General features: G+C 66.3%; 25 protein-coding genes and 1 tRNA gene. 14 read left to right on the top strand and 12 right to left on the bottom strand.

Annotated features, from left to right (window positions below):
• Window positions 1-120 precede the first annotated feature (120 nt).
• The 5 genes from KBW98_RS05695 to KBW98_RS05675 all read right to left on the bottom strand — a co-directional run bounded on the left by KBW98_RS05695 (window position 121) and on the right by KBW98_RS05675 (window position 3,883).
• Window positions 121-1,281, bottom strand: coding sequence for a serine hydrolase (locus KBW98_RS05695; protein WP_211519158.1), 1,161 nt, complete (start codon window positions 1,279-1,281; stop codon window positions 121-123).
• Complete coding sequence (locus KBW98_RS05690) at window positions 1,278-1,751, bottom strand: CYTH domain-containing protein (RefSeq protein WP_211519157.1); 474 nt, start codon at window positions 1,749-1,751, stop codon at window positions 1,278-1,280. The genes KBW98_RS05695 and KBW98_RS05690 overlap by 4 nt, the downstream gene beginning before the upstream one ends.
• Window positions 1,752-1,755: 4 nt before the next feature.
• Window positions 1,756-2,877, bottom strand: coding sequence for a M14-type cytosolic carboxypeptidase (locus KBW98_RS05685; RefSeq protein WP_211519156.1), 1,122 nt, complete (start codon window positions 2,875-2,877; stop codon window positions 1,756-1,758).
• Between the two features lie 97 nt (window positions 2,878-2,974).
• On the bottom strand, window positions 2,975-3,340 hold the full coding sequence (locus KBW98_RS05680) for a hypothetical protein (protein WP_211519155.1): 366 nt from the start codon (window positions 3,338-3,340) through the stop codon (window positions 2,975-2,977).
• Window positions 3,341-3,562: 222 nt separating this feature from the next.
• Window positions 3,563-3,883: a KGG domain-containing protein gene (locus tag KBW98_RS05675; protein WP_211519154.1), complete on the bottom strand. Its 321-nt coding sequence runs from the start codon at window positions 3,881-3,883 to the stop codon at window positions 3,563-3,565.
• Between the two features lie 348 nt (window positions 3,884-4,231).
• Here KBW98_RS05675 and KBW98_RS05670 point away from each other — a divergent pair, with 348 nt between their 5' ends.
• Window positions 4,232-5,275 (top strand): hypothetical protein, encoded by a 1,044-nt coding sequence (locus tag KBW98_RS05670; protein WP_211519153.1) that lies wholly within the window; start codon window positions 4,232-4,234, stop codon window positions 5,273-5,275.
• Between the two features lie 98 nt (window positions 5,276-5,373).
• On the opposite strand, the gene KBW98_RS05665 is transcribed toward KBW98_RS05670, so the two are convergent.
• On the bottom strand, window positions 5,374-6,804 hold the full coding sequence (locus tag KBW98_RS05665; RefSeq protein WP_211519152.1) for an aldehyde dehydrogenase family protein: 1,431 nt from the start codon (window positions 6,802-6,804) through the stop codon (window positions 5,374-5,376).
• A 241-nt stretch (window positions 6,805-7,045) separates the two neighbouring features.
• On the opposite strand from KBW98_RS05665, the gene KBW98_RS05660 reads away from it, so the two are divergent.
• From KBW98_RS05660 to KBW98_RS05650, 3 genes are read left to right on the top strand one after another with little or no spacing between them, the layout of a single operon-like run.
• The gene (locus KBW98_RS05660; protein ID WP_373888909.1) at window positions 7,046-7,951 is read left to right on the top strand and encodes a glycosyltransferase family 2 protein; all 906 of its coding nucleotides are present in this window, start codon (window positions 7,046-7,048) and stop codon (window positions 7,949-7,951) included.
• Window positions 7,952-7,960: 9 nt separating this feature from the next.
• Window positions 7,961-8,647: a glycosyltransferase gene (locus KBW98_RS05655; protein WP_211519150.1), complete on the top strand. Its 687-nt coding sequence runs from the start codon at window positions 7,961-7,963 to the stop codon at window positions 8,645-8,647.
• On the top strand, window positions 8,644-9,207 hold the full coding sequence (locus tag KBW98_RS05650) for an HAD-IIIA family hydrolase (protein ID WP_211519149.1): 564 nt from the start codon (window positions 8,644-8,646) through the stop codon (window positions 9,205-9,207). The genes KBW98_RS05655 and KBW98_RS05650 overlap by 4 nt, the downstream gene beginning before the upstream one ends.
• 44 nt (window positions 9,208-9,251) lie before the next feature.
• On the opposite strand, the gene KBW98_RS05645 is transcribed toward KBW98_RS05650, so the two are convergent.
• The 3 genes from KBW98_RS05645 to KBW98_RS05635 all read right to left on the bottom strand — a co-directional run bounded on the left by KBW98_RS05645 (window position 9,252) and on the right by KBW98_RS05635 (window position 10,362).
• Complete coding sequence (locus tag KBW98_RS05645; RefSeq protein WP_211519148.1) at window positions 9,252-9,710, bottom strand: hypothetical protein; 459 nt, start codon at window positions 9,708-9,710, stop codon at window positions 9,252-9,254.
• Between the two features lie 17 nt (window positions 9,711-9,727).
• Window positions 9,728-10,009: a hypothetical protein gene (locus KBW98_RS05640; protein ID WP_211519147.1), complete on the bottom strand. Its 282-nt coding sequence runs from the start codon at window positions 10,007-10,009 to the stop codon at window positions 9,728-9,730.
• 276 nt (window positions 10,010-10,285) lie between these two features.
• Window positions 10,286-10,362 (bottom strand) — tRNA-Pro (locus KBW98_RS05635).
• Between the two features lie 225 nt (window positions 10,363-10,587).
• Between KBW98_RS05635 and KBW98_RS05630 the strand changes: the two genes are divergently transcribed.
• Entirely contained in the window at window positions 10,588-11,781 is a 1,194-nt protein-coding gene (locus tag KBW98_RS05630) for a DUF418 domain-containing protein (RefSeq protein ID WP_211519146.1), read from the top strand.
• Between the two features lie 9 nt (window positions 11,782-11,790).
• Here KBW98_RS05630 and KBW98_RS05625 read toward each other — a convergent pair whose 3' ends face one another.
• On the bottom strand, window positions 11,791-13,683 hold the full coding sequence (locus KBW98_RS05625; RefSeq protein WP_211519145.1) for an MFS transporter: 1,893 nt from the start codon (window positions 13,681-13,683) through the stop codon (window positions 11,791-11,793).
• 279 nt (window positions 13,684-13,962) lie between these two features.
• Between KBW98_RS05625 and KBW98_RS05620 the strand changes: the two genes are divergently transcribed.
• Window positions 13,963-14,151 (top strand): hypothetical protein, encoded by a 189-nt coding sequence (locus tag KBW98_RS05620; protein WP_211519190.1) that lies wholly within the window; start codon window positions 13,963-13,965, stop codon window positions 14,149-14,151.
• A gap of 112 nt (window positions 14,152-14,263) precedes the next feature.
• Here KBW98_RS05620 and KBW98_RS05615 read toward each other — a convergent pair whose 3' ends face one another.
• A complete protein-coding gene (locus KBW98_RS05615) occupies window positions 14,264-15,583 on the bottom strand; it encodes a homoserine dehydrogenase (protein ID WP_211519144.1) in 1,320 nt (439 codons plus the stop codon).
• A 21-nt stretch (window positions 15,584-15,604) separates the two neighbouring features.
• Window positions 15,605-16,834 (bottom strand): pyridoxal phosphate-dependent aminotransferase, encoded by a 1,230-nt coding sequence (locus tag KBW98_RS05610; protein ID WP_211519143.1) that lies wholly within the window; start codon window positions 16,832-16,834, stop codon window positions 15,605-15,607.
• A gap of 253 nt (window positions 16,835-17,087) precedes the next feature.
• Between KBW98_RS05610 and KBW98_RS05605 the strand changes: the two genes are divergently transcribed.
• The 8 genes from KBW98_RS05605 to KBW98_RS05570 all read left to right on the top strand — a co-directional run bounded on the left by KBW98_RS05605 (window position 17,088) and on the right by KBW98_RS05570 (window position 23,588).
• On the top strand, window positions 17,088-17,468 hold the full coding sequence (locus KBW98_RS05605) for an Mth938-like domain-containing protein (RefSeq protein ID WP_211519142.1): 381 nt from the start codon (window positions 17,088-17,090) through the stop codon (window positions 17,466-17,468).
• Window positions 17,469-17,622: 154 nt separating this feature from the next.
• Complete coding sequence (locus KBW98_RS05600) at window positions 17,623-18,108, top strand: peroxiredoxin (RefSeq protein ID WP_373888908.1); 486 nt, start codon at window positions 17,623-17,625, stop codon at window positions 18,106-18,108.
• A gap of 268 nt (window positions 18,109-18,376) precedes the next feature.
• Window positions 18,377-20,143, top strand: a complete 1,767-nt coding sequence (locus KBW98_RS05595) for a PhoH family protein (protein WP_211519141.1) — start codon at window positions 18,377-18,379, stop codon at window positions 20,141-20,143.
• 121 nt (window positions 20,144-20,264) lie between these two features.
• Window positions 20,265-21,035: a hypothetical protein gene (locus KBW98_RS05590; protein WP_211519140.1), complete on the top strand. Its 771-nt coding sequence runs from the start codon at window positions 20,265-20,267 to the stop codon at window positions 21,033-21,035.
• Between the two features lie 35 nt (window positions 21,036-21,070).
• Window positions 21,071-21,427 (top strand): YciI family protein, encoded by a 357-nt coding sequence (locus KBW98_RS05585; protein ID WP_211519139.1) that lies wholly within the window; start codon window positions 21,071-21,073, stop codon window positions 21,425-21,427.
• Between the two features lie 93 nt (window positions 21,428-21,520).
• Window positions 21,521-21,913 (top strand): YciI family protein, encoded by a 393-nt coding sequence (locus tag KBW98_RS05580; protein WP_211519138.1) that lies wholly within the window; start codon window positions 21,521-21,523, stop codon window positions 21,911-21,913.
• Window positions 21,913-22,320, top strand: a complete 408-nt coding sequence (locus KBW98_RS05575; RefSeq protein ID WP_211519137.1) for a VOC family protein — start codon at window positions 21,913-21,915, stop codon at window positions 22,318-22,320. The genes KBW98_RS05580 and KBW98_RS05575 overlap by 1 nt, the downstream gene beginning before the upstream one ends.
• Window positions 22,320-23,588, top strand: a complete 1,269-nt coding sequence (locus KBW98_RS05570; protein ID WP_211519136.1) for an RNA polymerase sigma factor — start codon at window positions 22,320-22,322, stop codon at window positions 23,586-23,588. Before KBW98_RS05575 ends, KBW98_RS05570 begins: the two co-directional genes overlap by 1 nt.
• Window positions 23,589-23,627 lie beyond the last annotated feature (39 nt).

The following is a 23,627-nucleotide window of genomic DNA, read 5'->3' as shown; positions in this document are numbered from 1 at the left end:
AATCTTATCAGTTTGCCCCTAAAGATTAAATAATTGAAACAAGTTCTTCCGAAAAGAAACTATATACTGTTGGTATTCATACACAGCAACGCCGCCTTGGAGGCGAGGCCGGTGAAGCGCCTAGCGGGACCGGATGGCGGCGGCGACCCTGGTAGCGAACTCGGCAGGATTGCCCGCATGCCAGCGCCACACGATCACCAGGTCATGGTCGGGCGACACCACGATCGTGTTCTGCCCTGCCCCCAGCGCGGCGTAGGCGTTGGCCGGCAGGCCGGGCAGGTTCTTGCCCTTGGTATTCAGCCACCACAGGTAACCATAGTCGGGGCCGTTGGCGCTGGGGGTGAGCGCTGCCTTGACGTAGTCAGGGGGCAGGATCTGGCGGCCGTTCCAGGCCCCGCCGCGCAGCCACAGGTAGCCGAAGCGGGCCATGTCCCAGCTGTTGATCCACATGCCGCCGCCCCAGCGGGTCCCGCCGCTGACCGAGACCGCCTGCTTGCCGTCCAGGTCGACGTAGCTGTTGTGGTAGGGCACCCACTTCCAGGTGCTGGAGGCGCCGACCGGGTCCATCACCTGCTCCTGGAACACGTCCGGCACCGGCTGGCCGAACACCCGCAGCAGCGACAGCGCGAAGCGGTTGATGCGCACGTCGTTGTATTCGTAGAAGCTGCCGGGCGCCTGGAGCGCGCGCGGCTTGCGCTCGCCGGCGCCGAATGCCGCCTTGCCGACGAAGTCGGCGTTTTTGCCCCACATGCTGCCTTCCCACTCGGATTCCTGCTGCAGGTGCTGCTTCCAGGTGACCGGCGCATTGTGGGCCGAGGCATAGCCGCCGTCGTTCACACGCTGGGCCACGGCGTCGTCGAGCTTGATGCGCCCGTCGCGCACGGCTACGCCGGCCACCGTCGCCAGCATGCTCTTGGCCACCGAATAGGTCGGGTCGACGAACTGCGTGTCGCCGAACTCGGCCACCACATAGCCCTTGTAGATCACCAGGCCGTTGGTATTGGCGCGCCGGGTCGGCATCGAGCCGAGGCGCGCGCCGAAGGTGGCTTCCTGGTCGGAGAAGTCGCGCGCGCGGGTGGTCTCGTGCGCCTGCGCGTACTGTACCGCGGCCGCAAGGGCCGCCGGGTCCATGCCCAGCTGCCCGGGGTCCTTGCGCGCCCAGTCGCCCGCGGGCGGGAAATAGCTGGGAGTGCCGGCGGTGTCGGTGGCGAGGGTGCCGCAGGCCGTCAGGAGCACGGCGGCGGAGAGCGCCAGCAAGCTGCGGCGCGGCATGTTTGTCATGGGTGGGTCCAGGTGGAATAAGGATGGCGGATCAGGCTGGAGTTGTAGTAGCGCTTGTCGCCGGTGACTTCCCGGCCGACCCAGGCCGGGAGTTCGAAAGCGGTGTCCTCGGACGGCAGTTCGATCTCGGCCACCACCAGGCCCGCGTTCTCGCCCAGGAATTCGTCGACTTCCCAGGTGAAGCCGGCGTGCAGGATGCGGCGGCGGGTCTTCTCGACCAGCGGGCGCTCGCACAGGCGGTCGAGCAGCTCGGCCGCGTCAGGCAGCGGGATCGGGTATTCCCATTCGCCGCGCGTGGCGCCGACGTTCTTGCTCTTGATGGTGAGGACGCCCTGCCCGCCTTCGATGCGCACACGCACGGTGCGCATCGGGTCCGCGCTCAGGTAGCCCTGGCGCAGCAGCACGGGCTCGCCGAGCGCGCGCCAGGCCTCGCCCTGCACCAGGAACTTGCGCTCGATCTCGACGCCCATGGAATTAGTCCAGCGACTGCAGGATAGGCTGCAGCATCGCCGCGCCCAGCGCCGCGCTCCTTGCGCCGTTCCAGCCGGTGTGGGCATCGGGCAGGTTGGCGTTGTCCTTGAACGGCATCTCCAGGGTCAGCGACAGGCACTTGAAGGTGTGGCCGATGTACTTGGAGGCCAGGGTCAGGAGCTCGTCGTTGTACTTGCTGGCGGCGTAGCCGTAGACATTCTGGAAGTCCGGGCTGGCGGCCATGTAGCGCTCCACGAAGGCCTTCTGGCGCTCCATGCGTTCCGGGGTGAAGTCTTCGAGCATCTCGTTGCCGGCCACGAAGTTGTAGGGCAGCGCCTCGTCGCCGTGGATGTCGAAGAACATGTCGACGCCGGTCTCGTGGATCTTGTTCTTTACGCACAGCACTTCCGGGCTGCGCTCGAGGCTCGGGCTCATCCACTCGCGGTTCAGGTTGGCGCCCGCGGCGTTGGTGCGCAGGTTGCCGCGCACCGAGCCGTCCGGGTTCATGTTCGGGACGATGTAGAACACGGCGCGCGACAGCAGCTTGCGCGAGACCGGGTTGGCGTTGTCCAGCAGCGCATCCATCATGCCTTCGACGAACCATTCGGCCATGGTCTCGCCCGGGTGCTGGCGGGCGATCACCCAGATCTTCTTTTCCGCCTGCGGATTGCCGATCACGACCAGATTCATGTCGCGGCCGTCGACCGTGGAGCCGATGTCGTGCACGCGCGCGATCGGGTTCTCGGCCACCTCACCCAGCAGGCGCAAGTGGCGCTCCCAGGTATAGGGCTCGAAGTAGGCGTAGTAGACGCTGTCGAGCTCGGGCGTGTGGTTGACGGTCATGACCTGGCCGTCGAAGGAGGTCGGCACCCGGAACCAGTTCTCGGTGTCGTAGCTGGCCGCCACCTGATAGTCCTCGAAGCCCTTCGGATAGGTGGCCTGGCCCGCGTTCAGGAAACGCAGGGTGCAGGCCTGGCCGCGCGCGCCCTGCAGGCGGAAGTGGAACCACTGGTGGATGTCGGCGTGCGAATCCTTGCGCAGGTTCAGGTCGATCTGCCGGGGATGGTCGGCGCGGACGACCTCGATGGAACCGGAGTCGAACATCTGGCTGATTTTGATGGGCATGGGGGGTCCTTTCGTGGCCGGTTACACAATACCGGCCAATGATACCGGAAGCTCGGCCGCCGGACCTCCCTGCCATCCGCCGCGCCGCAGGAGAGGATTACTGCGCGTCGAGGTCGATCAGGTCCTTCGTGTACATCGTCATGATCTGGCGCATCAGCTCGACGTTGGCGCGGTCGAGGACCACGGTCAGATCCTGCTTGCTGTCGAGCACGAAGTGCATGCGGATGGCGCCCGGCAGTTCCTTGCAGTTCACGTACTGGGCGCGCGGCGTGTACGGATTGTCCCAGTCGTGCTGGGTGATCGCCGGGCCTTGCGGGGGCGGCGCCAGCTTCGGGTCGCGGTTGACCGGCAGGTGCTTGAGCAGCCAGAACACGATCGATGCGGGAACGTGGATGGCGAGGTCGTTCGCGCCCTGGGTGGAGAACTTGGTCAGCAACAGGTTGCCGACACGGTCGCACGACATGGACAGGCTTTTGACTTGACGGATAACCGCTGGTTTCACGACGTTGTTCCTTAGGAATGTTGAAAAAGGCGCAGCGATTCTACCGCATCCCATCGGCCTTGAGTGTGTCGGAAAAGCCAAGAGCGGAAAGCACGCGCCGCAAACAGAACGGGGAGCCTCGTGGCTCCCCGCTGGATACTGGCGACAGCCTGGCGGCGCGCGCCGGCAGGCTGCTGGGACGACTTACTCTTTCGAGCCGCCGCGGTTGCCGCTCGACGAGCTCTGGCGGTTGCCGCCGGTCTTGCTGCTGGTACGGGAAGCGCCGCCTGCGCTGGCGCTGGCCGACTGGCGGTTGCCGTGGCTCATGCTGCCGGCACGGCGGGCTTCTTCCGAAGTGAATTCGTGTGCCGTTCCTTTTGCGTGGGCAGCCTTGCCGCCCTGGCTGGCGATCTCGCGCTGGCGTGCCGGATCCATCGAAGCGAAACCGCGATTGCGGGTACCGCTGCTTTGGCTGCTGCCGCCCTGATTGCTGCCTTGTTTGCTACCTTGATTGCTTGAGGCCATGATGGTCTTCTCCCTGTTCGCTTTTAGAACCGCCGCGTCCTGCGGCAGGCTTGATCCAGGCTCTCGGAAATGCGCCGATGAGCGAGGGTCGAAGTCATCTTAGGCACGCGTGATGGATGAGGGTATAGGACGTTTTCAGATGACTTTGTAGGACTACACGCGACAGAAAATGCATTGACGAAAATGTACTTCCAGTCGTCAACAAATTGCTTCATCAGCTGGTCAGAAACAGTCCTACACAGCACCCCTACGTCTTCCTATACTGTGTTTAAAGAGGCACGAGCATCATGGCAACATCAGGCGGCGCGCGTTCCGCGCCGCCCCTGACGATACGAACAGGAGGCCAAGATGGATGCGAACCAACGCAGCGAAACCAATAACCAGACCAATAACGGCGCCAACGAAAAATGGACCGAAGGTGCGAAGGGCAATACCACCAGCGGGCCGAACGACCATACCTATCCGAACGGCGCCACCATGCAGCAGGCCCAGCCGGGCGTCGGCCCCGGCGGCACGCAGCAGCAGAATCCCAATCCCGGCACCCAGCAGCAGGACCTGCATGCCGGCGCAGCCGGGCAGGACTGGTTCGAGCGCGACGACAGCAAGTTCCCCGCCAGCGGGCGCGACCTGCACGGCGGCTCGATGCAGAGCCAGCAGACCGGCGGCTCCGGCCCGCAGCAGGGCATCACCGACAGCCACCAGCGCCAGATGGAGATCCATTCCGAAGCCTGGGGCTTGCTGGAGCAGCCTGTCGGCCGCCGCTCGGGGAACACCGGGGTGGACGTTCATCCGCATACCGGCAACAGCCAGGCCGCCCATGACCTGAATCCCCAGAATGTCGCCCAGCCGGAGCTGCGCGGCGGCTCCATGGGTCATCACCACCAGCACTACGATGCGCCGCAGGTGGTCGGCGAATCGCCGCTGCGCAGCGCCCAGGCCGACCTGTCCGCGACGCCGCACGAGGAACTCTACGGCCGTGACCAGGAAAGCTTCCGTGCGCCGCCCAATGCGATGCAGGCCGGTCCGCAGAACGCGCAGTCCGGCAGCGTCCAGTCCGCGCAAGGCGAAGGCGGCAGCGAGCAGCGCAGTGGCGGCCACTCGCAGTACAGCGCCGACCGCGATGGATCGCAGACCGGCGAGCATGCGCGCGACACCGGCACCGAAGACGTGCACTTGTCGAACGACGTGTCGGGCGGCCTGCCGCGCAGCCCGGGCAACAGCGGCCCGCGCAGCGACAACCCGGGCTGGAAGCCGGGCGGCAGCATGCAGCGCGACCCGGCGGTGCATGAATCCAACGATACCGTCGGCGGCCTGCCGCGCAGCCCGGCCGGCGCCAACAAGCTGGCCGGCGACCGCAAGATGGACGACGACACCGGCTTCTCGCGCAAGTAGCCCGAGGGCTTCCTGACGGCCTGCGTTCGCAGGACGTCTGCGGGGAGGACTTCCTGCGCAGGAAGCCCTCCTCGTTTTATTGCACGGGCGCGGCGCCGTCAGGCGCTGGTGTAGCTGGTCTTGACGGTCGTGAAGAACTCCACCGCGTTGCTGCCCTGCTCGCGCGGCCCGAAACTCGAGCCCTTGGTGCCGCCGAAAGGCACGTGGTAGTCGACGCCCGCGGTCGGCACGTTCACCATCACCATGCCGGCCTTGGCGTTGCGCTTGAAATGCGTGGCGTGCTTGAGCGAAGTGGTGCAGATGCCCGCGGTCAGGCCGAACTCGGTATCGTTCGCCAGGGCCAGCGCATGCTCGTAGCCCTTGGCCGGAATCACCGAGGCGACCGGTCCGAAGATCTCTTCGCGCGCATGGCGCATGCCCGGCTCGCAATCGGCGAACAGCGCCGGGCTGAGGAAGTAGCCATCAGTCTCGCGCTGCAGGCGCTCGCCGCCGCACACCAGGCGCGCGCCCTCGCCTTTGGCGATCTCGATGTACGACAGGTCCTGCTCCAGCTGCGAGCTGTCGACCACGGGACCGATGTCGATGCCCTGGTGCAGCGCATGGCCGACCTTGAGCGCCGCCATGCGGCCGGCCAGGGCGTCGACGAACTTGCCGTAGATCTGTTCGTCGACGATCAGGCGCGACGAAGCCGTGCAGCGCTGGCCGGTCGAGAAGAAGGAGCCCTGCAGCGCGGCATTGACGGCGACGTCGAGGTCGGCGTCGGCCAGCACCACCAGCGGATTCTTGCCGCCCATTTCCAGCTGCATGCGGGCACGGCGGCGCGCGCAGGCCAGCATCACGCGCTCGCCGGTGGAGGTCGAGCCGGTGAAGCTGATGGCGTTCACGCGGCTGTCGTTCAGCATGGCTTCGCCCACCACGCGGCCCGGCCCCATCGCCAGGTTGAACACGCCCGGCGGCAGGCCGGCGCGGCTGATGATCTCGGCCAGCGCCCAGGCGCAGCCCGGCACCAGCTCGGCCGGCTTGAACACGACCGTATTGCCGTAGGCCAGGGCCGGCGCGATCTTCCAGGCCGGAATGGCGATCGGGAAGTTCCACGGCGCGATGATGCCGACCACGCCGACCGGCTCGCGGGTGACGTCGACCTCGATGCCGGGGCGCACCGAGGCCAGGCGGTCGCCGCGCACGCGCAGGGCTTCCTGGGCAAAGAACTTGAAGATGGCGCCGGCGCGGCCCGCCTCGGCGATGCCTTCCGGCAGCGTCTTGCCTTCCTCGCGCGACAGCAAGGTGCCCAGTTCGGTCTTGCGCGCCAGGATCTCGGTGCCGATGGCGTCGAGGGCGTCGGCGCGCTGCTGCACCCCGGACAGGCCCCAGGCCGGCGCGGCGGCGTGCGCCGCCGCCACCGCCAGCGCGGCCTGCTCCGCGCCCGCGCTCGCGTACTCGGCGATCACGTCGCTGCGGTCGGACGGGCTGCGGGTGGTGGTGACGCCTGCGCCGGCCATCCACTGGCCATCGATATACAGTTGTTTCATGCTCGGTCCCTGTTGTTATGGTGATGATGGTGATGTCAGGCGGCAGTGTAGCAAACGGCGCCGGCATGAGCGTCCGAAAATGCCGGCGCCGTTTGCTACACTGCCGCCGGGCGCCGCACCGGTTGATGCACATCGAAGCCGCCCCGCCGCGCAGGAACTCAGCAATATCAGAGCAATCGAACGGCACTCGACACCTTCTTGAACGAGACCTCACATGTCAATGTCAGCAAGGGATAACGCAGTGCTTGCCGTTTCGGTCGTGCTGCCGGCCTGCGGCCGCATGGATCTGCTCGACCGCAGCCTGGATGCGCTGATGCGCCAGCGCCTGGACCCGCGCAGCTACGAAATCATCGTCGTGGACGGCGAACCGAACCACCATACCCAGCACCTGGTGGCGGGCTGGCGCACGCGCACCCTCGAGCGTGGGCCGCGCCTGTCCTATGTCGCCAATCCGGGCCCGCGCGGCCCGGCGGCGGCGCGCAACCGGGGATGGCGCGCCGCGCGCGCGGACATCGTCGCCTTCACCAGCGACGAGGCGGTGCCCGCCGCCCACTGGCTGGCCGAGGGCCTGGCCGCCTTCCGCGACGACGTCGACGTCGTCTGCGGGCGCATCGACGCGCCGGTGCCGGTGCATCCCACCGACCGCCAGCGCAGCGCCCATGCGCATGCGCAGCTCGACCTCACGAGCGCCAGCTGCTTCATCCGCAAACCGGTGCTGGAACGCATGGACGGCTTCGACGAATGCTTCAGCGTGCAGCGCGGCGCCGACGCCGACCTGCATTTCCGCCTGCTGGAGCACCGGGTCCGGCTCGGGCGCGCGCCGCAGGCGCTGGCGGTGCATCCGGTGCGTCCCGCGCCCCGGGGCGCCAGCCTGCTGCAGATCCGCCACGCGGTATTCGATGCGCTGCTATACAAGAAGCACCCGGCCCTGTACCGCCAGAAGATCGAAGCCCATCCCTGCTGGGGACACTATGCGGCCGTCGCCGCACTGCTGCTGACGGCGCGCCTGTGCGCCCAGCGCCTGCACGGGGCCGCCCGCAGCCTTTCGCACGTGGCCGAGATGGTCTTCACGTCCGCCCTGCTGCCGCCGCTGGCGGTGTTCTGGCGCCCGGCCGGCGCGGTGCGCTATCGCGTCCGTTTCGCCTGAGGCCCCCCCATGCCCGCCTATCGCGATACCGCCACCCGCATGGCGGCGGCCCGGCGCCGCCTGGGTCTCGAGCCAGGACGCTTCATCGTCCTGCACGCCGCCGGCCTGGCGCCGCGCGCCGGCGCGGACACCGCCATCCAGGGCCTGGCCATGCTGCGCGCACGCTGGGGTGCGGATGCCTGGCTGATCGTCATCGCCGGCGAAAGCCGCGGCGACGCGCCGCAGCTGGCGCGCCTGCGCCACGTCGCCGCCGATCTCGGCGTCAAGGCGCAGGTGTGCTTCGCTGCGCCGGCCGGGCACGACGGCCTTGGCGAGCGCCTGAACGACTATTATGGCGCGGCCAACGTGGTCGCGAGCACGCCCTGGTATGCGCCCTGCGGGTTCACGCCGGCGATGGCAATGGCCCATGCCCGTCCGGTGGTCGGCACCCGGGTTCGCGGCATGGAGGGCCTGGTCGTCGACGGTGTGACCGGCTTCCTGGTTCCCGCGCGCGACGCCGAGGCGCTGGCCGAACGCCTCGACAGGCTGTACCGCCGGCCGGCGCGCGCCCAGGCCATGGGACTGGCGGGACGCCGGCACCTGCGCGCCTCACGCAGCCACGTGGCCGCAGGGTACGCGCACGTGCTCCTTGGCCGCGCCGGTTCCGGCGAGACGGAGCAGCCGGCACCGTGCAGCGGTTTGGGGAAAGCGGAATGAAAGCAATCTTCCTCGACAAGGACGGGACCCTGGTGGACGACCTGCCCTATAACATCGAGCCGCGCCGCATTCACCTGCTGCCGGGAGCCGGCGCCGCGCTGCGCCTGCTCGCCGGTCTCGACTACCGGCTGTTCGTGGTCACCAACCAGTCCGGCATCGCGCACGGCTGCTTCGGCGAGGAGGTCATGGCGCCGGTGGCCGACCGCCTGTCGGACCTGCTGTTCCGCGAGCAGCTTACGCTCGACGGCTTTTACTACTGCCCCCATCATCCGCTCGGCACCGTTGCCGCCTATGCGCTGGTCTGTCACTGCCGCAAGCCCTCGCCGGGCATGCTGCTGCGCGCCGCCCGCGACCATCCCATCGACCTGCGCGCCTCGTGGATGATCGGCGACGTGCTGCACGATGTGGAAGCCGGCAACCGGGCCGGCTGCCGCACCCTGCTAATCGACAACGGCAACGAAACCGAATGGCGGCTCGGCCCGCGCCGCCTTCCGACGCGCATGGCGCCGGATCTGTACAGCGCGGCCTTGCTGATTGCCGAGCACGATGAAGTGAACTAAGCCCAGGTGTCCAAGGTGATGTCCGCAACCCGGGCCCAGCCTGGTTAACAGGAGTACGAATGCCGGATCACACGCATCTCGAACTCGCGGCTGGCAGGAAAAACCATGTAGCCATCACCGATCGGTTTGACAAGAATCCGCAGCGGATACGTTCTTTCGTCGAGTGTGATGTCGTGGTTCACCCAGCCCGTGCAATACGCTTCCTGGATGCAGGCGCGCATGGTGGCGCCTCGGCTTTTCCACTGTATCCATGTACGCCGGCGCTTGTCCGTGTAGATGTCGACGCGAACGGGATGCCGGTCGACCAGGAGGTCGAAGCGTTGTTCCGTGATGCGAAACCGGACCATCATGAAAAGGATCACCGCAGCCCAGGCCAGCGTGACGCCAGTATCTTGCCGGGACATCCCTACTATCCAGGCGCCGCCCAGTAGCGCGATCGCCAGCCAGATCCACTTTACCCACGCCTTCCATTTGCCGGCCGGTTCGCCTGTGATCTCATGCATCCGCTTTCGCTCCCTGATCACCGAAGCAGGCCGGCACGCCGATACCAGCGAATGCAGGCGCTTTCGAGCACGAGAAAGGAAGCAAGGCCCAAGGCGCCAAGAAATTCATGTACGACAGTGCCCGCCAGTAAGGGCATGACCATGAACCAGCAAGCGAACTTGTAGGCGAGAGGAAGCGCCTGGTAACGCCGGCCTTTATCGGGGTGCTGGCGGAACTCCCGCTTGCTCATCCATCGATGCCCCAGCATGACAGCCGCGTAGGCCATGAAGAAGTTCGTCCAAACCGAGGAAAAAGCCATCGTTGCCTCATCGATGAAACGCCCTCGTGCACTAAGCGGCCATGGCCGGTCGGAAGCAAGAATAGGGAAAGGCTCAGTGTACGAAACTTGTTACCGCATGGCAAGATGAGCTTCTGCCCGCTTCACATTCTTCAGGCGAGTCCGGTAGCCGGTACCATTCTTCAGACGAAAAAAAAGCCGCAATGCGGCTTTTCCCTGGATACCGCCCTGCATGTGCAGACGGCGGTTGTGCGCTATTGCGCCGCATTACGATGAACTGCAATGCCTTGATGTTAATGGTCGGGGCGAGAGGATTCGAACCTCCGACCCCCTGCACCCCATGCAGGTACGCTACCAGGCTGCGCTACGCCCCGACTAGCCAGCAATTATATCAGAGCCGGAAAAAAACCTTGAGTTTTTGTTATACGTTTTCAATAAAAGGCTTGCGCCGACGTAAGCCGCCTACCCTTCCGGCGGTCCCGGAAGCGATTCCCGGGATCAAGCAGCAACCCCATCTCTCACCAATTGCAGAGCCCGGCATCGCCGCAGTGGTAACGCTACCACCTACAATGGCCCCTCCGTCCTTCGCTGGAGCTGAGATGCCCACTTCGTCCGAACGTCTTGCCGTGGTCGACGCCCTGCGCGGCTTCGTGATCCTGGCGATCATGCTGCTGCATAACCTCGAACACTTCGATCTCTACCATTTTCCGACCCATCTGCCGGCCTGGATGATCAGCCTCGACAAGCTCGTCTGGGAAACCCTGTTCTTCCTCTTCCACGGCAAGGCCTACGCCATCTTCGCCTTCCTGTTCGGCTTCACCTTCGCGCTGCAGGATGGCCGCCGCGCAGCCGTCGGCGAGGACTTTCGCGCCCGCTTCGCGTGGCGCCTGCTGCTCCTGCTCGGTTTCGGATTGGTGAACTCGATGTTCTACCAGGGCGACATCCTGGCCATGTATGCCGTGCTCGGCGCGAGCCTGCTGCTGGTGGCCCGTTTGCCTCGGCGCCTGGTGCTGGCGATCGTCTGCGTCCTGCTGCTCCAGCCCTATGCCCTGGTCGAGCTGCTGCGCGCCCTTCCCGCGCCCGCGCTCAAGCTGCCGGACCCGGCATCCTGGGCCTACTTCGGACGCGGCAACGCCTACCTGATGCACGGTTCGATGTGGGAAGTATGGAGCGGGAATCTCTTCAATGGCAGGCCAGCCGCGATCCTGTGGAGCTGGGAGAACGGCCGACTGTTCCAGATCCCGGCCCTGTTCATGCTCGGCATGCTGGCCTGCCGGGCGCGCTTCTTTGCGGACGATGCGGCCGCGGCGGTGCGCTGGCGCAGGATCGCCCTCATCGCCTTGGTCCTGTTCGTTCCGCTGTTCTTCGCCCACCGCAGCCTGGACGGCTGGAACGGCGCTGAAGGCTTGAAGCGGCCCCTGGTGCTGATGTTCAGTTCCTGGGCCAACCTGGCCTTCGCGGCCTTGCTGGTCGCCGGCTTCGCCCTGCTCCACCGCGGGGCGGCCGGGGGCAGGATGCTGGCGCGCCTGGCGCCGCTGGGACGCATGAGCCTGACCAGCTACATGATGCAGTCCCTCGCCGGCACCGTCCTCTACTATGGATTCGGGCTGGGCCTGTACGCCCTCACCGGCGCCAGCCTCTGCCTCCTGATCGGGATCGCGCTGGCGGTGCTGCAAATCTGGTTCAGCAGCTGGTGGCTGCGCCGGCACACGCAGGGTCCGCTGGAAGCCCTGTGGCACCGCGCCACCTGGATCGGGCGCCCGGCCGCGGCGCCCCTGCGCCAGCCGGGCTGAGCGCCCTGTTTATTTCCAGTCGCCGCGCAAGGCCAGCACCTGCTCCTGCAGGTATTCCGGAGTGGCCTGCTCCGGCGTCACCGGCAAGCCGACGGCCAGCGCCAGCTTCGAGCGCACGCCGCGTTCGATGCGGCGCTCGAAAATGTTGGTCTTGTCGCGCGTGAACATGCTGCCCCACAGGCCGCGCAGGGCCATCGGGATCACCGGCACCTGGCTGCGGGCGACGATCTTGGCGATGCCGGCGCGGAATTCGCTGATCTCGCCGGTCGAGGTCAGCTTCCCTTCCGGGAAGATGCAGACCAGCTCGCCATCGTGCAAGGCATGGGCGATGTCCACGAACGCCTTTTCCATCACCCACGGGTCTTCCTTGGCCGGCGCGATCGGGATGGTCTTGGCGGCGCGGAACAGCCAGCTCAGGAAAGGCGTCTTGAAGATGCGGTGGTCCATCACGAAGCGGATCGGGCGCGGGCTGGCGGCGCCGATCACCAGCGCGTCGACATAGCTCACGTGGTTACATACCAGCACGGCCGGGCCTTCCTCCGGGATGCGCGCCACGTCCACCGTGCGCACGCGGTACACGGTGTGGATCAGGAGCCAGGCCAGGAAGCGCATCAGGAATTCCGGCACCAGCGAGAAGATGTACACCGCCACCACGGCGTTCAGCAGGGCCGTGACCAGGAACAGTTCGGGAATCGTGAAGCCCTGCCCCAGCAGCAGGATCGCCACGCCAGCCGAAGCCACCATGAACAGCGCGTTCAGGATGTTCATGCCGGCGATGGTGCGCGACACGTGCTTCTGGTCGCAGCGGGTCTGGATCAGGGCGAACAGCGGCACGATGAAGAAGCCGCCGAAGATACCGATCAGGACGATGTCGGCCAGGATGCGCGGCACGCCCGGCTGGGCCAGCAGCGCGAAGGCGTCGAGCGCGGCCGTCCCGGCACCGGCATAGGCGCTGCTGGCGAAGTACAGGTCGATGCCGAACACCGACAGGCCGATCGAGCCGAAAGGCACCAGGCCGATCTCGACCTTGCGGCCCGACAGGCGCTCGCACAGCAGCGAACCGGCGCCGATGCCGAGCGAGAATACGGTCAGCAGCAGCACGAAGACGCTGTGGTCGCCATGCAGGTAGTCCTTGGCGAACAGCGGGAATTGCGCCAGCACCAGGGCGCCGTAGAACCAGAACCAGGAATTGCCCAGCATCGACAGGAACACCGTGCGGTTCTGGCGCGAGAAATTCAGGTTGCGCAGCGATTCCGCAAAGGGATTGCGGCTGATCCTCAGCTCGGGCGCCGGGGCCGGCGACGGGGGAATGCGCCAGCTGGCGGCCAGGCCCAGCACGGCGCAGCCCAGGGTGCCAGCCGCCACCAGCTCGATGCCGAAGGGCTTGGTCGCCACCAGCACCGCGCCAGCCACTTCGCCCAGCAGGATGCCGACGAAGGTGCCCATCTCGATGACGCCGTTGCCGCCCACGAGTTCCTCGGGCTTCAGCTGCTGCGGCAGGTAGGCGTACTTGACCGGGCCGAACAGGGTCGAATGCAGGCCCATGCCGGCCACGGCCGCCACCAGCAGCCACAAGGTATGCGTCATCCAGCCGATGCAGGCCACGCCCATGATGGCGATCTCGAGCAGCTTGACGAAGCGCGCCAGCTGCCCTTTGTCGAACTTGTCCGCGATCTGGCCGGCCGTGGCCGAGAACAGCACGAAGGGCAGGATGAACAGGCCAGGGATCAGGTTGTTCAGCAGGGCCGGATCGAGCGTGGTCCAGGACAGCGCGTCATAGGTCAGCACGACCAGCAGCGCGGTCTTGAACAGGTTGTCGTTGAAGGCGCCTAGGAACTGGGTCCAGAAGAAGGGGCCGAAGCGGCGCTGCGTCAGCAGGGAAAACTGGTTCGGATGGCTCATGCGCTAGAGATTGCTGAAAAAGTTCGCTGAACGGGAGTGCGTACTGTACAACGGCCGCCCCGGGCTCACAAACGCTGTTTCTCAAATTCATGATCTGGTCGCCGCAGGGAATACCGGGGGTTGCATATTTTGATACGCGATCGCCATTCAACACAAAACGTGGCGCTGGACGGCCGTGCGGAATCAAACTGTATGATCCCGGGCGACCCCTAATTGAAGTGGGTCAAGGAGGCCCTTTTCCCGGGCCATGCTGCAGTGCAGCGCAGGTAGAATCCGCGGATGACTTCAGCCACCTTCCACGTCTGCTACGCCAGCGTCGCCAGCGCGCTGTTCGAGCACATCGAGCAGGATCTGCTCCTCCTCACCACTGCCCTTCTCGACGACGACGAGGCGCAGCCCATGCGCTGTGTGCCCGAAGGGGTGCGCGGCGCCATGCCGCTGCAGTGGGATATGCCGCCGATGACGTAGGGTGGACGGGTCCCCCGTCCACGCGGTGATCGTTGGCGGCTCCGTTCTCGCGAACGATCCGGCAAGCGCCGCTTGAACGCGTCGGCGGCGGAGCCGCCAACCCTACGATCAATCAGCTCAGCGCTTCGAGGCGAATCCGCGTCACCTTGCTGATCACCGCCGGCAGCGCCTCGATCTTGGCGATCGCCGCATCGATGTTCTTCTCGCGCGTCTGGTGCGTCAGCATGATGATGTCGAGGTCGGTCTGGTCGCCCGGCTCCTTCTGCAGCACGGCGTCGATCGAGATGCCGGCGTCGGCCAGGATGCGGGTCAGGTCCGCCATCACGCCCAGCTGGTCCTTCACGTGCACGCGCAGGTAGTAGCTGGTGGTGATCTCGGCCATCGGCACGATGGCGACGTCGGTCATCTCGCCCGGCTGGAAGGCCAGGTGCGGCACGCGGCAGTACGGGTCCACGGTCGCCAGGCGGGTCACGTCGACCAGGTCGGCGATCACGGCCGAGGCGGTCGGCTCGGAGCCCGCGCCCTTGCCGTAATACAGCGAGGATCCGACGGCGTCGGCCTGCACCAGCACCGCGTTCATCGCGCCTTCGACGTTGGCGATCAGGCGCGCGGCCGGGATCAGGGTCGGGTGCACGCGCAGCTCGATGCCTTCGCCCGATTCCGTACGGGTGCGCCGGGTGATGCCCAGCAGCTTGATGCGATAGCCCAGCTGCTCGGCGTAGCGGATGTCGGCCGCTTCCAGCTTGCTGATGCCTTCGATGTAGGCCTTGTCGAACTGCACCGGGATGCCGAAGGCGATCGCCGACATGATGGTCAGCTTGTGCGCCGCGTCCACGCCCTCGATGTCGAAGGTCGGGTCGGCCTCGGCATAGCCCAGTTCCTGCGCCTGCTTGAGCACGGTCGCGAAGTCCAGGCCCTTCTCGCGCATTTCGGAAAGGATGAAGTTGGTGGTGCCGTTGATGATGCCGGCCACCGATTCGATGCGGTTGGCAGTCAGGCCTTCGCGCAGCGCCTTGATGATCGGCACGCCGCCGGCCACGGCCGCCTCGAAGGCCACCGTCACGCCCTTGTCCTGGGCGGCGGCGAAGATCTCGTTGCCGTGCAGGGCCAGCAAGGCCTTGTTGGCGGTGACCACGTGCTTGCCGTTGGCGATGGCCTGCAGCACCAGCTCGCGCGGCAGCTCGTAGCCGCCGATCAGTTCCACCACGATGTCGATGTCGGGATGGTTGACCACGGCGAAGGCGTCGGCGACCACCTCGATGGTGTTCCCTGTCAGCTGGCGTGCCCGTTCAATGTTACGCGCCGCCACCATGGTAATTTCAATGCCGCGGCCGGCACGGCGGCGGATCTCTTCCTGGTTGCGCTGAAGAACGTTATAGGTGCCGGCACCGACGGTGCCGAGCCCCAGTAGGCCAACTTTGATGGGTTTCATGGTGTGGTTTCTCGTTGAAGTCTAGGCGCGTCCATGGCGCCGTCGGTAGCCGTCGAGGAAGCGCGCGATGCGTCCGCAAGCGTCGGTCAGGTCGTCGGAATTGGGCAGGAACACCAGCCGGAAGTGGTCCGGGGCGATCCAGTTGAAGCCGGTGCCTTGCACCAGCAGCACTTTTTCCTCGGACAGCAGTTCGCAGATGAACTGCTGGTCGTCCGTGATCGGGTACATCTTCGGGTCGAGGCGCGGGAACATGTACAGCGCGGCTTTTGGCTTCACGCAGGACACGCCCGGAATATCGGTCAGCAGTTTGTGCGCGAGGTCGCGCTGTTTGAGCAGGCGTCCGCCCGGGCCTACCAGGTCGGCGATGCTCTGGTAGCCGCCGAGGGCGGTCTGGATCGCGTACTGGCCCGGCGCGTTGGCGCACAGGCGCATCGAGGCCAGCATGTTCAGGCCGTCGATATAGCCCTTGGCATGGCGCTTCTCGCCCGACACCGTCATCCAGCCGGCGCGGTAGCCGCAGGAGCGGTAGTTCTTGGACAGGCCGTTCAGGGTCAGGCACAGCACGTCGTCGGCCAGCGAGGCGATCGACACGTGCTGTTCGCCGTCGTACAGGGTCTTGTCGTAGATTTCGTCGGCGTAGATGATCAGCTGGTGCTGGCGCGCCAGTTCGACGATCTCGAGCAGCACTTCGCGCGGATACAGGGCGCCGGTCGGGTTGTTCGGGTTGATGACGACGATCGCGCGCGTGTTCGGCGTGATCTTCTTGCGCATGTCCTCGATGTCGGGGAACCAGCCGGACTGCTCGTCGCACACGTAGTGCACCGGATTGCCGCCGGCCAGGCTCACGGCCGCGGTCCAGAGCGGATAGTCGGGCGCCGGCACCAGCACCTCGTCGCCGTTGTTCAGCAGGCCCTGCATCGCCATCACGATCAGCTCGGAGGCGCCGTTGCCCAGGTAGATGTCGTCGATGCCGACGCCCTGGATATTCTTTTCCTGGGTATAGTGCATGACCGCCTTGCGCGGCGCAAACATGCCCTTGGAATCGGTATAGCCGGCCGCGCCCTGCATGTTGCGGATCATGTCGTGCACGATCTCGTCCGGCGGATCGAAGCCGAACACGGCCAGGTTGCCGATATTAAGCTTGATGATCTTCTGGCCGTCGTCTTCCATCTGGCGGGCCTTTTCCAGGGCCGGGCCACGGATTTCGTAGCAAACGTCGTCGAGTTTGTTCGATTTGAAAATGGGTCGCAAGATATCCCCTGGAAGAATGCGCTAAGGAAGCATCGGAAAACCGTCGCGAGCGGCAGCAATGTTGTCCGAGAAGCGCAGCTGTACATGAGTACAGCGAGCATCGCAGGACGACAGTGCAACGCGCAGCAGGTTTTTCGACCCTTCCGTATGTTGCAGTGCGAAAAATACCATTCTGCCTTAGGCAGCGGAATCAGGCAACCTTGCCGATCCGGTTACAATGAGCGACTACTTTCGCCTCTGAAAACGCAAGACCATGAAGCTCCATTCCGACAACACTCAACAATACCAGACCGTGACCGGCTACGACGCCAAGGGCGTCGAAATCAATGCCCAGCGCTTCGAGTTCAGCCTCACCGTCATGCCCGAAGTCCCGCCGCGTCCGTGGAACGTCGCCCGTTTCGAGGACCTGGCCGCCGCCCACTTCGAGGAGATCGCGAAGGATGCGCCCGACGTGGTCGTGCTCGGCACCGGCGAGCGCCAGCGCTTCGTCCATCCGAAACTGGTCGCCAGCCTCTCGGCGCTGCGCATCGGCGTCGAATGCATGGACAGCCAGGCCGCCTGCCGCACCTACAACATCCTGATGGGCGAAGGGCGCAAGGTCACGCTGGCCCTGATTATCGAACAGACCACTTGAAAAAAAGAAACTAATCCCCACCTGGCGGAATTATCAGCCTGGCGGCAGGGACTAGCCTCTGGAGGCGGTGCGGGATTATCATGCGCACTGCCGCTCCCTGTGCGCCAGGGAGATTGACCGCAGCGCGCCGCGCTGCCCCTGCCAGGAGAGCCCCGTGGCCGAGAGCCCAAACGCCGCACCGATCACCCCAACGCCGGTTGCCCCATTTTCTGCCCCGATGACCGGCGGCCTGACTTTCGAGCTGGCCGGACGTCCCGCCAAGTACACCGTGCTGTACTTCTATCCCAAGGACAACACGCCAGGCTGCACTACCGAGAGCATCAACTTCCGCGAAGCCTATCCCGAGTTCCAGGCGCTGGGCGCCGAGATCTACGGCCTGAGCCGCGATTCGCTGCGCTCGCACGAGAACTTCAAGGGCAAGCTGGGCCTGCCCTTCGAACTGATTTCCGACCCCGACGAGGCCGTCTGCACCCAGTTCAATGTCATGAAGATGAAGAATATGTATGGCAAGCAGGTCCGGGGGGTCGAGCGCAGTACGTTTGTCATTGACGCTCAAGGCCGATTGGTGAAAGAATGGCGTGGCGTGAAAGTCAATGATCACGTCGCCGAAGTGCTGGAATTTTTGAAGAGCCAGCCTTAAGAAGAACTTGAAAAACCTTCGCGAGCAGCAGGTTATCCAGGTTCCGATGGATGGCTCCAGTTTCTTAACGTACCTGGATAGCCATCGCCTATTTTGAGTCAACCCGTAACACATCCGCATCATTCCAATCTGGCTGCCTGCCGGACCGGGCTTCTCCCGGCTCCAATCAGCATGGCAGCCCTTTCCCGAGTACCGATTCCGAACGACGGCGCGGCCCTGTGGCCCGCGCACGTTCGGCCTTCCCGTCTTTTTTGAGATTGAGAACCTGATGCCACTACCCAAAATGCCCACCAAGCCAGCCACCATGCTGCTGGCCAAGGATTACCCGAAGGCGGAACCCGGCAAGTCGCCGGTCCGTCCCGCATCCACCCAGACCGATACCGAACTCGAAGAGCTGATCAGCGGCCAGGCCGTGCCAGCGCCCAAGGGCCGCGCCCGCAAGAAAGCCGCGCAAGCCGCGCCCGTGCTGGCGGCCGTCCCCGCGCCGGCGCGCGGCGAAACCCAGCGCAGCGCGCCGGCCACCGTGGCCAAGCTGCGCGAGACCGACGCCGAGCAGCCGCATCCGGCCAAGCACAAGCCGGTCGAAGTGACCGTCAAGTCTTCCACCAGCCGCAAGGCCGACAAGTCCGGCATCACCAAGGTCTTCGTGCTCGACACCAACGTCCTGATGCACGACCCGACCTCGCTGTTCCGCTTCGAGGAGCACGACGTCTACCTGCCGATGATGACCCTCGAGGAGCTCGACAACCACAAGAAGGGCATGTCGGAAGTCGCGCGCAATGCGCGCCAGGTCTCGCGCACCCTCGACGCCCTGATCGCCAACGTCGACGACGACGCGATCGAATCCGGTATCCCGCTGGCCAAGCTGGGCAACAAGGACGCCAAGGGCCGCCTGTTCTTCCAGACCAAGCTGGACTCGGCCCCGCTGCCCGAAGGCCTGCCCTCGGGCAAGGCCGACAACCAGATCCTGGGCGTCGTCCGCGCGCTCGAGCAGCAGATGGACGGCCGCGCGATCGTGCTGGTGTCGAAGGACATCAACATGCGCATCAAGGCGCGCGCCCTGGGCCTGCCGGCCGAGGATTACTTCAACGACCATGTGCTGGAAGACACCGACCTGCTGTACTCGGGCATCGTCCAGCTGCCGGACGACTTCTGGGACTCGCACGGCAAGGACATCGAGTCCTGGCAGGAAAACCGCAACGGCTATTCCTCGACCTTCTACCGCATCACCGGTCCGGTGGTTCCCGGCCTGCTGGTGAACCAGTTCGTCTACCTGGAACCGAAGGACGGCGACTCGCCCTTCTACGCCCAGGTCAAGCAGATCAACGGCAAGACCGCGGTGCTCGAGACCCTGCGCGACTACAGCCACAACAAGAACAACGTGTGGGGCATCACCGCGCGCAACCGCGAGCAGAACTTCGCCCTCAACCTCCTGATGAACCCGGACTGCGATTTCGTCACCCTGCTCGGCCAGGCCGGCACCGGCAAGACCCTGCTGGCCCTGGCCGCCGGCCTGGCCCAGGTGCTGGAGACCAAGCAGTACAACGAGATCATCGTCACCCGCGTGACGGTGCCGGTGGGCGAGGACATCGGCTTCCTGCCGGGCACCGAGGAAGAGAAGATGTCGCCCTGGATGGGCGCCTTCGACGACAACCTCGAGGTGCTGATGAAGTCCGATGGCGACGCCGGCGACTGGGGGCGCGCCGCGACCCAGGACCTGATCCGCTCGCGCATCAAGATCAAGTCGCTCAACTTCATGCGCGGCCGCACCTTCGTCAACAAGTTCCTGATCATCGACGAGGCACAGAACCTGACGCCGAAGCAGATGAAGACCCTGGTCACGCGCGCCGGCCCGGGCACCAAGATCCTGTGCCTGGGTAACATCGCCCAGATCGACACGCCTTACCTCACCGAAGGCTCGAGCGGGCTGACCTATGTGGTCGACCGCTTCAAGGGCTGGGGGCATAGCGGGCACGTGACCCTGGCGCGCGGTGAACGTTCGCGCCTGGCCGATCACGCGAGCGACGTGCTTTGATCGATCGTAGTGTGAAAAGCCCGCCGGATGGCGGGCTTTTTTTATTCCTATTCTCCGCGGGTACAAATTGCGCCCAAGTTCGCAACATACCTTTACCCTCTCCTGTCACCGCACAACAAGCATGCCCCTCTTACTCAAGCTCCTGCTCGTCCCCTCCCTCATCGCCGCCGTCACCCTGGCCGGCCGCCGCTGGGGCCCCGCCGTCGCCGGCTGGCTTTCCGCCTTCCCCATCGTCTCCGGTCCCATCCTGCTGGCCATCGCCCTCGAACAAGGCAGCGACTTCGCCGCCACCGCCGCCGCCAACACCCTGCTCGCCGTGCTGGCCATCCTGGTCTTCAGCATCGCCTACGCCCGCGTGGCGCAGCACAAGGGCGTATTCGCGGCGATGAGCGCCGCCCTGCTCGCCTGGGCTATATCGGTCGCCCTGCTGCGCAGCCTGGAGTTGCCGCTGTGGGTCGGCTTCGCCGCCGTGCTGGCGGCGTTGCTGGCCGCCCCGCGCCTGATCGGCCACGTCAAGGGGCGCAAGGACAGCCAGGGCGCCCCGGCGCGCGACCTGCCCTGGCGCATGGCCGCCGGCGCCCTCCTGACCCTGGCGGTGACCGCCGCCGCCGCCCAGATGGGCCCGCGCCTGAGCGGCATGTTCGCCATGTTCCCCGTCATGAGTACGGTGCTGGTCGGCTTTTCGCACCGCAGTTCGGGCCCCGGCTTCGCGGTCGACCTGCTGCGCGGCATGGTGCGCGGCTACTATGCCTTCGCCGTGTTCTGCCTGGTGCTGGCCCTGCTGCTGCGAGCCCAGCCGCTGGCGTCGAGCTTCGTGGCAGCGACCATCTGCGCGCTGGCGGTCCAGCTGGGCTTGCGCGCCGCCGTGGCCCGCTCCGCCAAGCCCGCTTAAAATAGCCGGATTCACAACACCAAAAGGAGACCGGGATGCCCCACATGCTGCTGATCCATGAACCCGTCGGCCAGCGCGCCACGCGCAGCGACGCCGAAGGCCGCGCCGTCTACGAGCGCATGCTGCGCTGGGGCGACGAGCTGAAGGAGCGCGGCCTGCTGCTGGGCGCCGAATCGCTCTCCTCGCTCGACCATGCGGTGCGCGTCAGCACCGCCGGCGGCCGCGCGCGCATCGTCGACGGTCCCTTCGCCGAAGCCAAGGAAATGGTCGGCGGCTTCTACCTGCTGGACGTGGACACGCGCGAGGAAGCGGTGGCCCTGGCCCAGCGCTGCCCGGCCGCCGAATGGGCCACGGTCGAGGTGCGCGCGCTGGCGCCCTGCTTCGAGCCCTGAAAAAAATGTGCGCGGCGATGTCGAAACGCCGCGCCGCCGTTCGTCGTAGGGAGTGAACGCGGCATGCGCCGCTTTCCAACCAAGGAGAACGACATGCGTTTCATGATCATCGTCAAGGCGACGGGCGCGACCGAGGCGGGCGTCATGCCCGAGGCGGCGCTGTTCGCCGCGATGGGCGAGTACCACCAGGAACTGGCCCGCGCCGGCGTGCTGCTCGACGCGAACGGCCTCAAGCCGAGCAGCCAGGGCTGGCGCATCCGCTACGAGGCGGGCCGCCGCAGCGTGATCGACGGCCCCTTCGCCGAGACCAAGGAGCTGATCGCCGGCTACACCCTGATCCAGGTCCGCTCGCGCGAGGAAGCGCTCGAATGGGCGCGCCGCTTCCCCAACCCGCAGGGCGAGGGCGCCAGCGCCGAGATCGAGGTGCGCCCGCTGTACGAGATGGACGACCTTCCCTTCCACACCGACATGCACAAGGAGCAGTGATGAACACCCAGATCTACGTGAACCTCCCGGTCAAGGACCTCGAACGCAGCAAGGCCTTCTTCGGCGCCCTCGGCTTCGAGTTCAACCCCCAGTTCAGCGACCAGAACGCGGCCTGCATGATCGTCAACCCGGATGCCTGTGTCATGCTGCTGGCCGAACCCTTCTTCCAGGGCTTCACCCGCAAGCCGGTCTCCAGCGCCAGGGACAGCACCGAGGTGCTGGTCTGCCTGTCGCGCGACAGCCGCGCCGCGGTCGACGAGATGGTGGCCAAGGCGCGCGCGGCCGGCGGCAGCGTGCCGACCGAAGCGCGCGACCATGGCTTCATGTACCAGCACGGCTTCGAGGACCCGGACGGCCATATCTGGGAGCTGGCCTATATGGAGTCGATGCCGCCGGCGCAGGCCTGATGGAAGCGGTCGAGAAGGCCATCGCGGCGGTCTGGCGCATCGAGTCGGCCCGCATCGTGGCCGGCGTGGCGCGCATCGTGCGCGACGTCGGGCTGGCCGAGGAGCTGGCCCAGGATGCGCTGGTCGCGGCGCTCGAGCACTGGCCGCACGACGGCATACCGGAGCGCCCCGGCGCCTGGCTGCTGACCGCCGCGCGCAACAACGCCCTCGACCGCCTGCGGCGCGACCGCTTGCTCCAGCAGAAACTCGAACAGATCGGCCTCGACCTCGAGGCCCGGGAGGCGCTCGTGGAGCCCGACTTCTCCGACAGCCTGGACGACAAGCGGCGCGACGTGTTCCAGGACGACATGCTGCGCCTGATGTTCACCGCCTGCCACCCGGTGCTGCCGCCGGACGCCCGGGTGGCGCTCACCCTCAAGCTGCTGGGCGGCCTGTCGACCCAGGAGATCGCGCGCGCCTTCCTGGTGCCCGAGGCCACCATGGCCCAGCGCATCGTGCGCGCCAAGCGCACCCTCGGCGAGGCGCGCGTGGCCTTCGAGCTGCCGCCGCCGGAGCAGCTCGACGAGCGCCTGGGCACGGTGCTGGAAGCGGTCTACCTGGTCTTCAACGAAGGCTACGCGGCCACCGCCGGCGAGGACTGGATGCGCCCCCAGCTGATCGAGGAAGCCCTGCGCCTCGGGCGCATCCTGGCCGAGCTGGCGCCGGGGGAGCCCGAGGTGCACGGGCTGGTGGCCCTGATGGAGCTCCAGGCTTCGCGCATGCATGCGCGCCTGGACGCCGCCGGGCGGCCGGTGCTGCTGCTCGACCAGGACCGCGCGCGCTGGGACGGGGTCCTGATCCGGCGCGGCCTGGCCGCGCTGGAGCGCGCCGCGCAACTGGGCCTGCCGCGCGGCCCCTATGTGCTGCAGGCCGAGCTGGCCGCCTGCCATGCGCGCGCCCACCGGCCGGAGCAGACCGACTGGCGCCGCATCGCGGACCTGTATGCGGAGCTGGCGGCGCGCCAGCCCTCGCCGGTGGTCGAACTCAACCGCGCGGTGGCGGTCGGCATGGCCGAAGGGCCGGCCGCCGGCCTGGCACTGGCCGATGCGCTGGCGGCCGGCGGCAAGCTGGATGGCTACCACTGGCTGCCGAGCGTGCGCGCCAACCTGCTGGCCAAGCTCGGACGCGGTCCCGAGGCCAGGATCGAATTCGAGCGCGCCGCCGCCCTCACCGCGAATGCGCGCGAGCGCGAGCTGCTGCTGGCCCGCGCCGCGGCCATGGGCGCCTGAAACAACAAGCCCCGCGGGCCGAGCGGCGCGCGGGGCTGT

The organism is Massilia sp. ST3, from assembly GCF_018119405.1.
Classification (GTDB): Bacteria; Pseudomonadota; Gammaproteobacteria; order Burkholderiales; family Burkholderiaceae_D; genus Telluria.
This window is presented reverse-complemented; position numbering and strand designations above follow the sequence as displayed.